Genomic DNA, 8,790 nt, shown 5'->3' on the forward strand with positions numbered 1-8,790 from the left:
CGCGCCCCCCCGCGCCCCGCCCCCCGCCCCCCGCGCCCCGCACCCGGCACCCGGCATCCGGCATCCGGCACCCGGCACCCGGCACCCGGCACCCGGCACCGGAGGGTGGTCAGACCGTCACCTTCTCCGGCCGGCCGGTTCCCCGGGCCGCACGCTCACCGAGCACTTCCGTGGGGAGTTGGTGCGTCTCCCGCGCCGACACCGCCGCGATCACCGGTGGCACGCACAACGCCGCCGTGAACAGTGCCACCGCCGACCAGTCGTCGCCGCCCGGCCCCGCGATCTGCGCAGCGAACGTCACCGCGAAACCGGCCGCGGCGAAACCGATCTGCGTGCCGATCGCCACCCCGGACAACCTGACCCGGGTCGTGAACATCTCGCCGTAGAAGGCGGGCCACACACCGTTCGCGGCGCTGTACACCACGCCGAAGCAGAGGACGCCCGTCAGGAACGTCAGCGGGTAGGAGCCCGTGGAGACGGCCCACAGGTACAGGAACATCGTCACCGCGCTGCCGGCCGCGCCGATCAGGAACACCGGGCGCCGGCCGATCCGGTCGGAGAGCGAGGCCCACAGCGGGATTGCGGCGAGCGCCACGACATTGGCCAGGGCGCCCACCCACAGCATGGCGGTGCGCGACATGCCGACCCCGTCGCTGGTGGCGTACGCCAGTGCCCACACGGTGAAGATCGTGCTCACCGAGGCGACGAGCGCGCCCGCGATCACCCTCAGTACATCCGCCCAGTGCTCGCGCAGCAGCACCACCAGCGGCAGCTTGACGACGCCCTCCTCGGCGGCCTGCTGCGCGAAGGCCGGCGTCTCGTCCAGCTTGCGGCGGATGACCCAGCCGACGACGGCGACCGCGACGCTCAGCCAGAACGGCAGCCGCCAGCCCCACGCCAGCAAATGCTCCTCGGGCATCGCGGCGACCGGGATGAAGACCAGCGTGGCCAGCAGCTGGCCGCCCTGGGTGCCGCTGAGGGTGAAGCTGGTGAAGAAACCGCGCCGGCCCGGCGGCGCGTGTTCCAGCGTCATGGAGTTGGCGCTGGCCTGTTCGCCCGCCGCCGAGATGCCCTGGAGCACCCGGCACAGCACCAGAAGGACCGGGGCGAGGCCCCCGACCTGCTCCCGGGTCGGCAGACAGCCGATGAGGAACGTCGACAGTCCCATCAGCATCAGCGTGAAGACCATGATCTTCTTGCGGCCGAGCTTGTCCCCGAAGTGCCCGAGCACCAGCGCGCCGACCGGGCGGGCGGCGTACGCGACACCGAACGTGGCCAGCGACAGCAGGGTCGCCGTGGCCGGGTCGGACTCGTCGAAGAACACCTCCGGGAAGATCAGCGCGGCGGCGCTGCCGTAGATGAAGAAGTCGTAGTACTCCAGAGCACTGCCGACCCAGGCTGCGGTCGCGGCTTTCCTGGGCTGACCGGGCGGGGCGACGGACCCTGAGGGCATGGCGGGAACGGACACGGCGGCTCCTTGACGGGCTCCGCCCTGGGCGGAGTGAGGGGAACGGAGAGCAGAGGGGGACGTGCCGGATCGCGGCTAATTAACCCACTGGGTAGTTAACAGGGGATGGCCAGTGATGCTGCGCCCGAGTGCCGCCGGTGTCAAGGGGTCGCGCTCCGGGTGTTCAGTCCGTCGTCCGCTCCGCCGTCAGGTACGCGATCACCATGTCGCCCAGCATGGTGCGGTAGTGCGCGCGCTGTGTCCGGTCGAGCAGGTCGCGGCCGAACAGTGCGCCGAAGGTATGCCGGTTGGCGACCCGGAAGAAGCAGAACGAGGAGATCATCGCGTGCAGGTCGACGGCGTCGACGTCCGCCGTGAACAGCCCCGACTCCTGGCCCGACGCCAGGATCCGGCGGATCACGTCCAGTGCGGGGGAACCGATCTTCCCGAGCTTCTCCGAGGCCGCGATGTGGTGCGCCTCGTGGATGTTCTCGATGCTGACCAGGCGAATGAAGTCGGGGTGCTGCTCGTGGTGGTCGAACGTCAGCTCCGCCAGGCGCCGGATGGCCGCCACCGGGTCCAGATGGTCGACGTCGAGCTGCTGCTCGGCCTCCCGGATCACGCCGTACGCGCGCTCCAGCACGGCCGTGAAGAGCTGCTCCTTGCCGCCGAAGTAGTAGTAGATCATCCGCTTGGTGGTGCGGGTGCGGGCGGCGATCTCGTCCACCCGGGCCCCGTCGTAGCCGGCCCGCGCGAACTCCTGGGTGGCGACGTCGAGGATCTCGGCGCGGGTGCGGGCCGCGTCACGGATGCGCTCGCCAGGCCGTGCCGGTTCTTCGACGCTGGTCATCAGGTTCCTTAGGGCGGAGGGGCCGGTGCCGGTGATTCTAGAAGCAGGGGGCCGCCCGGCCGCGGGGGTCTTCCCGAGTCCCTCCGCGGCTGATATAGCTAACGTACTGGTTCGTACATTAGTGAGCCCCTCAGGAGGCGCGCGTGCCCAGCAGGTCGTATCTCGTCGGGCTGATCGGTTCCGGCATCGGCCCGTCGCTCAGTCCGGCCCTGCACGAGCGGGAGGCCGACCGGCAGGGCCTGCGCCTGGTGTACCGGCTGATCGACATCGACACCCTCGAGGTGCCGCCCGAGGCGGTGGGCGACCTGCTGCGCGCCGCCCGCGACCTGGGCTTCGACGGGCTCAACATCACGCACCCGTGCAAACAGCTCGTCATCGAGCACCTGGACGCGCTCGCCCCGCAGGCCGAGGCGCTGGGCGCGGTCAACACCGTGGTCTTCGAGGACGGCCGCGCGGTCGGCCACAACACGGACGTCACCGGATTCGCCGCCTCCTTCGCCCGCGGGCTGCCCGACGTCCCACTGGAACGGGTCGTGCAGCTGGGCGCCGGCGGTGCGGGCGCGGCCGTCGCCCACGCCATGCTCACCCTGGGCGCCGAGCGCGTCACGGTCGTCGACGCCCTGCCCGAGCGGGCCGCCGCCCTGGCCGGTTCCCTCAACCGCGCCTTCGGGGCAGGACGCGCCGCCGCCGCGCCCCCGGAACGGCGGACCGAGCTGCTCGCGCACGCCGACGGCATCGTCCACGCCACGCCCACCGGCATGGCGGCCCACCCCGGCCTGCCCCTGCCGGCCGAGCTGCTCCACTCCGGACTGTGGGTCGCCGAGGTGGTCTACCGGCCGCTGGAGACCGAGCTGCTGCGCACCGCCCGGGCCCTGGGCTGCGCCACCCTCGACGGCGGGGGCATGGCCGCCTTCCAGGCCGCCGACGCGTTCCGCCTGTTCACCGGCCGGGAACCCGACGCCCCGCGGATGCTGGCGGACCTGACCGAACTGGCCGGGGCCGTCGGGGCTTCGAACTAGAGAGAGGTACCGCCGTTGCGTACGTCCATCGCCACCGTCTCCCTGAGCGGCTCCCTCACCGAGAAACTCGACGCCGCCGCCCGGGCCGGCTTCGACGGGGTGGAGATCTTCGAGAACGACCTGCTGGCCAGCCCCCTCACCCCCGAGGACGTCCGCGCCCGCTGTGCCGACCTCGGTCTGCGGATCGACCTCTACCAGCCGATGCGGGACATCGAGGCCGTCCCCGAGACGGAGTTCGCCAGGAACCTGCGGCGGGCCCGGCACAAGTTCGAGCTCATGCGCCGGCTCGGTGCCGACACGGTCCTGGTCTGCTCCAGCGTCTCCCCGCAGGCGGTGGACGACGACGCCCTCGCCGCCGAGCAGCTGAGCCGGCTCGCCGACGCGGCCCGGGAATCCGGTGTCCGGGTGGCCTACGAGGCCCTCGCCTGGGGCCGGCACGTCAGCACCTACGACCACGCCTGGCGCATCGTCGAGGCGGCCGGGCACCCGGCGCTCGGCACCTGCCTGGACAGCTTCCACATCCTCTCCCGCGGCACCGGCACGAAAGGCATCGAGGACATCCCCGGCGAGAAGATCTTCTTCCTCCAGCTCGCCGACGCCCCGCTGCTCGCCATGGACGTGCTCCAGTGGAGCCGCCACTACCGCTGCTTCCCCGGCCAGGGCGGCTTCGACGTCGCGGGACTGGTGCGGCACGTGCTGGCCACCGGCTACGACGGCCCGCTGTCCCTGGAGGTCTTCAACGACGTGTTCCGGCAGTCCGAGGCGGGTCCGACCGCCGTCGACGCCCGCCGCTCCCTGCTGCTCCTCCAGGAGGAGGTGGGCGAGGCGCCGCTGCCCGGCCCCGTCGTCCCGACCGGTGTCGCCTTCGCCGAACTGGTCACGCCCGACGCCGAACCCCTGGCCGCGCTGCTCGGCGCCCTGGGCTTCACCCGCACCGCACGCCACCGCGGCAAGCCCGTCGGCCTGTGGGAGCAGGGCGACGCCCGGATCCTGGTCAACACCGGGCCGGCCGTCCGCCGGGACGGCGCCCGGCTCGCCGCGATCGGCCTGGAGTCACCGGACCCGGCCGCGGCGGCCCGGCGCGCCGAGGCACTGCTCGCGCCCGTCCTGCCGCGCCGACGGGCCCCCGGGGACGTCCCGCTGGACGCCGTCGCCGCCCCCGACGGCACGGAGCTGTTCTTCTGCGCCGGCGACCACCCGGAACGGCCCGGCTGGCGTGCCGACTTCGAGGACACGGGCCGGCCGCCGGGGCGGGCGGGCATCCGGGGCATCGACCACCTCGCCCTCACCCAGCCCTGGCACCACTTCGACGAGGCGGCCCTCTTCCACCATGGTGTGCTCGGCCTGCACGCCCAGGAGAGCGTGGATGTCGCCGACCCCTACGGCCTGCTGCGCAGCCGCGCCGTCACCAACGCCGACGGCAGCGTCCGGATCGCCCTCACCGTCGGCGCCGCGCCCTCGGACGACACCGTCCACGCCCAGCACATCGCCCTGGCCACCGACGACGTGGTCGCCGCCGCGCGCCGCTTCCGGGAGGCGGGCGGCAGCCCGCTGCCGGTCCCGGCGAACTACTACGACGACCTCGCCGCCCGCTTCGAGTTCGCCGACGGCGAGCTGGAGACCTACCGCGACCTCGGCATCCTCTACGACCGCGACGCCCACGGAGTCTTCCGCCACTGCTACACCCGCACCGTCGGCCGGGTCTTCTTCGAACTGGTCCAGCGCGAGGGCGGCTACCGGGGCTACGGCGCCGCCAACGCCCCGGTGCGGCTGGCCGCGCAGCACGCCGTGCGGGCCCTCACTGGCGGCTGACGGTCCGGGTGATGCCGGTGACGACGGTGGTGGCGAGGATCCAGCCGGTCAGCACCAGGGCGTAGGAGAGCCACTGGTACCCGCCGGTGGGGGCGAAGGCGCCCTCCTGCCCGAAGGAGATCACGGGCAGGAGCAGGTCGAGGGTGTAGAAGACCGGGTTGAACTCGGGGGCCTCGTCGGGCTTCAGCGGCTCGGGGTGGTGCAGCGCGTAGACGAGGGAGCCGAGCAGCAGCAGCGACACGAGCCAGCCGGCGGCGCGCAGCGGCCGGAAGCCGTAGCCGACGGCCGCGTCCTGGACGTAGCCCCAGAGCCGTCCGTACCACGGCAGGGTGGCGCGGCGGCGGCGCTGCTTGGCGAGCTGGACGAGACGGGCGGCCGGGTCGTCGCCGACCCTGCGGTAGGAGGCGGTCAACTGCTCGTAGGCGTGCGGGACATAACCCTCGCCGTCCCTCTCCAGCATCTCCAGGCGCCGCTCGGCGGGCTCGTGCGGGGTGAGGGAGGTGTAGACGAGGCTGTCGAGCAGCACCTCTCCGGGGACCACGTCCGGTTCCAGGAAGAGGACGTCCAGCTGGGCGCGGCGCAGGTTGAGCGTGCCCGACACGGGTGGGCTCCTGCGCAGCCAGAGCTCGCCGATCGTGCAGCTGCTCGCCCGCAGCGCCGCGTCGCCGGGGTTGACCAGGCGGGCGCGGGAGAAGTCCAGACGGCCCGCGACACGGGCGCCGCGCAGGCCGATCCAGCCGTGCACCTCCGCCTCGCGCAGCAGGAAGTCGCCCTCCACCGTGAGGGTGACCGCGTCGAGGGCGGCCGCACCGGCTCCGGCGGTCAGCCGCGCCGCGCTGAGGTCGATGGTGCCGGCGGTCGACGTGCCCGTCAGGCGGACCTCGCCGTGCGCCCGCAGGCCCGGCGCCGACAGGCCGTCGCCGACGGTGACGTGGTTGAGCTGGAGCGCGGCCTGCCCGGCGGGCGGTTCGCCGATGCCGGCCCCGTCCAGGAACAGCGCCCCGGCGATCTGCGCCCCGCCGAGCCGGACGGGCCCGTCGAACCGGCAGTCCGACAGGCGCAGCACGCCGTCCACGCGCAGGGTCTCGGCGCTCAGGGCGGGCAGGACGGACCCGCGCAGGTTCAGCTGCCGCAGCCGTGCCGCGTAGAAGACGGGTGTGTCCTCGAAGAAGCAGCCGCTGAGGCGCACGGCGTGGTCGATGTCGGCGTACTGGAGGAGGAGCTCCCCGGTGATCCGCGCCCCCGCCAGTCTGAGGGCGGCGGTCTCCCCGTCCTCCTGCGGAGCGCTCAGCAGCAGGGCCCGCACCACGGCTGCCCGTACGGTCCGTTCGGGGCCCCAGTCCGCGCCCCGCGCCGGGTCCTCGTCCGCGGACGCGCGGAAGTCCACGTCCTGCCCGCGCGCGAAGGCGCGCCACACCCGCTCCTCGGCGGGCGTCAAGCTGTCGATCTCCATCAGCGGGGACTCTGACGCGCCCGGCCGGAGGCTGTCAACACAGAGCCTGCTTATGAACCCCTGCCTGCCCGTCGACGCCCGGCACGCACCCTCGCCGCACGTCGTCGCAGGACAGGTGGCTCCGCCACATGACCGCGACGCCGCACGCCGAGGGCACGCACCGAACGCCGCTGCGCCCGCGCTCCGCGCGGACGACGGGGGTTCAGAAGCAGGCTCTCACCTCCGGCCGGGCCAGGTTCACGCCCTGGAGTTCCACTCCGCGATCACCGGCCGGCCGTGCTCGGTCGACAGCCGGCTGACCGTGCCGGTCTCCAGCCGGAACAACTGCCCCCGAGCCGGAGGCAGACCCAGCCGACGGGCCGTCAGGACGCGGAGGAAGTGGCCGTGCGCCACCAGCATCACATCGCCCTCGGGCAGCGACTTCTCCGCCCGGGCCAGCACTCGGTCGGCGCGTTCGCCGACCTCCTCGGGGGACTCGCCGGGCTCGCCGGCGGGGCCGGGCGGCCCCCCGTCGGTCCACAGGTCCCAGTCGGGCCGGGTGCGGTGTATCTCCTCGGTGGTCACGCCCTCGTAGGCGCCGTAGTACCACTCGTGCAGGTCCGCGTCCCGCACGGGCCCGGTCAGGCCCGCGAGTTCGGCGGTGCGCACCGCGCGGGCGAGCGGGCTGGTGAGGACCAGCGCGAAGGTACGGTCCGCCAGGAGCGGGGCGAGGGACGCCGCCTGCTCCTCACCACGCGCGGTGAGGGGCAGGTCGGTGAAGCTGGTGTGCTGTCCGCTCCGGCTCCACTCGGTCTCGCCGTGGCGGACCAGCAGCAGATCACCCACGTCCTACGCCTTCTTCGCGGACTCGACGGCGTGGCCGCCGAACTGGTTGCGCAACGCCGCGATCATCTTCATCTGCGGCGAGTCGTCCTGCCGGGAGGCGAACCGGGAGAACAGGGAGGCGGTGATCGCGGGCAGCGGCACGGAGTTGTCGATCGCCGCCTCCACGGTCCAGCGCCCCTCGCCGGAGTCCTGCGCGAATCCCCGGAGGTTCTCCAGGTGTTCGTCCTCGTCGAGCGCGTTGACCGCGAGGTCGAGCAGCCAGGAGCGGATGACGGTGCCGTCCTGCCAGGAGCGGAACACCTCGCGGACGTTGTCCACCGAGTCCACGGCCTCCAGCAGCTCCCAGCCCTCGGCGTAGGCCTGCATCATGGCGTACTCGATGCCGTTGTGGACCATCTTCGCGAAGTGCCCGGCGCCCACCTTGCCCGCGTGGACATAGCCGTACGGGCCTTCCGGCTTGAGCGCCTCGAAGATCGGCAGCAGCCGGTCGACGTGCTCCTTCTCGCCGCCGACCATCAGGGCGTAGCCGTTCTTCAGGCCCCACACGCCGCCGGAGACGCCCGCGTCGACGAAGCCGATGCCGCGCTTGCTCAGCTCCTCGGCGTGCTTCTCGTCGTCCGTCCAGCGGGAGTTGCCGCCGTCGACCACCGTGTCGTAGGGCTTGAGGAGGTCCGCCAGACGGTCGATGACGTGCTGGGTGGGGTCGCCGGCCGGGACCATGACCCAGACCGTGCGCGGCGCCTCCAGCTGGTTGACGAGGTCGGCCAGGCTGGCCACGTCGGACTTCTCGGGGTTGGTGTCGTAGCCGACGACGGTGTGGCCGGCGTTGCGCAGGCGCTCGCGCATGTTGCCGCCCATCTTGCCGAGACCCACAAGACCGATCTGCATGTCAGTTCACTTCCCGAAGATTGCGGTAGGCGGCCACCAGCGCGGCCGTGGACGGGTCGAGACCGGGGACGTCAGCGCCCTCGGTCAGGGCGGGTTCGACGCGCTTGGCGAGGACCTTGCCGAGTTCCACGCCCCACTGGTCGAAGGAGTCGATGTTCCACACCGCGCCCTGCACGAACACCTTGTGCTCGTAGAGGGCGACCAGCTGGCCGAGGACCGACGGGGTCAGTTCGGTGGCGAGGATGGTCGTGGTCGGGTGGTTGCCCCGGAACGTGCGGTGCGGCACCTGCTCCTCGGGCACGCCCTCGGCCCTCACCTCCTCGGCGGTCTTGCCGAAGGCCAGCGCCTGCCCCTGCGCGAACAGGTTGGCCATCAGCAGGTCGTGCTGGGCCTTCAGTCCGTCGCTCAGCTCGGCGACCGGCCGGGCGAAGCCGATGAAGTCGGCCGGGATGAGCTTCGTGCCCTGGTGGATGAGCTGGTAGTACGCGTGCTGCCC

General features: G+C 72.7%; 7 protein-coding genes and 1 pseudogene. 2 read left to right on the plus strand and 6 right to left on the minus strand.

Annotated features, from left to right (window positions below):
• Positions 1–109 precede the first annotated feature (109 nt).
• Both AB0E85_RS03335 and AB0E85_RS03340 read right to left on the minus strand, forming a co-directional pair.
• Positions 110–1,468: an MFS transporter gene (locus AB0E85_RS03335; RefSeq protein ID WP_361921916.1), complete on the minus strand. Its 1,359-nt coding sequence runs from the start codon at positions 1,466–1,468 to the stop codon at positions 110–112.
• Positions 1,469–1,631: 163 nt separating this feature from the next.
• Positions 1,632–2,297, minus strand: coding sequence for a TetR/AcrR family transcriptional regulator (locus AB0E85_RS03340; protein ID WP_361921918.1), 666 nt, complete (start codon positions 2,295–2,297; stop codon positions 1,632–1,634).
• Positions 2,298–2,440: 143 nt separating this feature from the next.
• Between AB0E85_RS03340 and AB0E85_RS03345 the strand changes: the two genes are divergently transcribed.
• Together AB0E85_RS03345 and AB0E85_RS03350 are read left to right on the plus strand one after the other, a co-directional pair.
• Complete coding sequence (locus AB0E85_RS03345; RefSeq protein ID WP_361921920.1) at positions 2,441–3,316, plus strand: shikimate dehydrogenase; 876 nt, start codon at positions 2,441–2,443, stop codon at positions 3,314–3,316.
• Between the two features lie 15 nt (positions 3,317–3,331).
• The gene (locus AB0E85_RS03350; RefSeq protein ID WP_361921921.1) at positions 3,332–5,128 is read left to right on the plus strand and encodes a TIM barrel protein; all 1,797 of its coding nucleotides are present in this window, start codon (positions 3,332–3,334) and stop codon (positions 5,126–5,128) included.
• On the opposite strand, the gene AB0E85_RS03355 is transcribed toward AB0E85_RS03350, so the two are convergent.
• The 4 genes and pseudogenes from AB0E85_RS03355 to AB0E85_RS03370 all read right to left on the minus strand — a co-directional run.
• Entirely contained in the window at positions 5,115–6,581 is a 1,467-nt protein-coding gene (locus tag AB0E85_RS03355; RefSeq protein ID WP_361921923.1) for a membrane-associated oxidoreductase, read from the minus strand. The genes AB0E85_RS03350 and AB0E85_RS03355 overlap by 14 nt on opposite strands.
• 237 nt (positions 6,582–6,818) lie before the next feature.
• On the minus strand, positions 6,819–7,406 hold the full coding sequence (locus tag AB0E85_RS03360; RefSeq protein WP_361921925.1) for a histidine phosphatase family protein: 588 nt from the start codon (positions 7,404–7,406) through the stop codon (positions 6,819–6,821).
• Positions 7,407–7,409: 3 nt separating this feature from the next.
• Positions 7,410–8,294, minus strand: coding sequence for a phosphogluconate dehydrogenase (NAD(+)-dependent, decarboxylating) (gnd, locus tag AB0E85_RS03365; protein WP_361921927.1), 885 nt, complete (start codon positions 8,292–8,294; stop codon positions 7,410–7,412).
• A gap of 1 nt (position 8,295) precedes the next feature.
• Positions 8,296–8,790, minus strand: a pseudogene (locus AB0E85_RS03370) (glucose-6-phosphate isomerase); the annotation flags it as partial.

Origin of the sequence: Streptomyces sp. NPDC029044, from assembly GCF_040637495.1 — a bacterium.
In the GTDB taxonomy this organism is placed as follows: Bacteria; Actinomycetota; Actinomycetes; order Streptomycetales; family Streptomycetaceae; genus Streptomyces.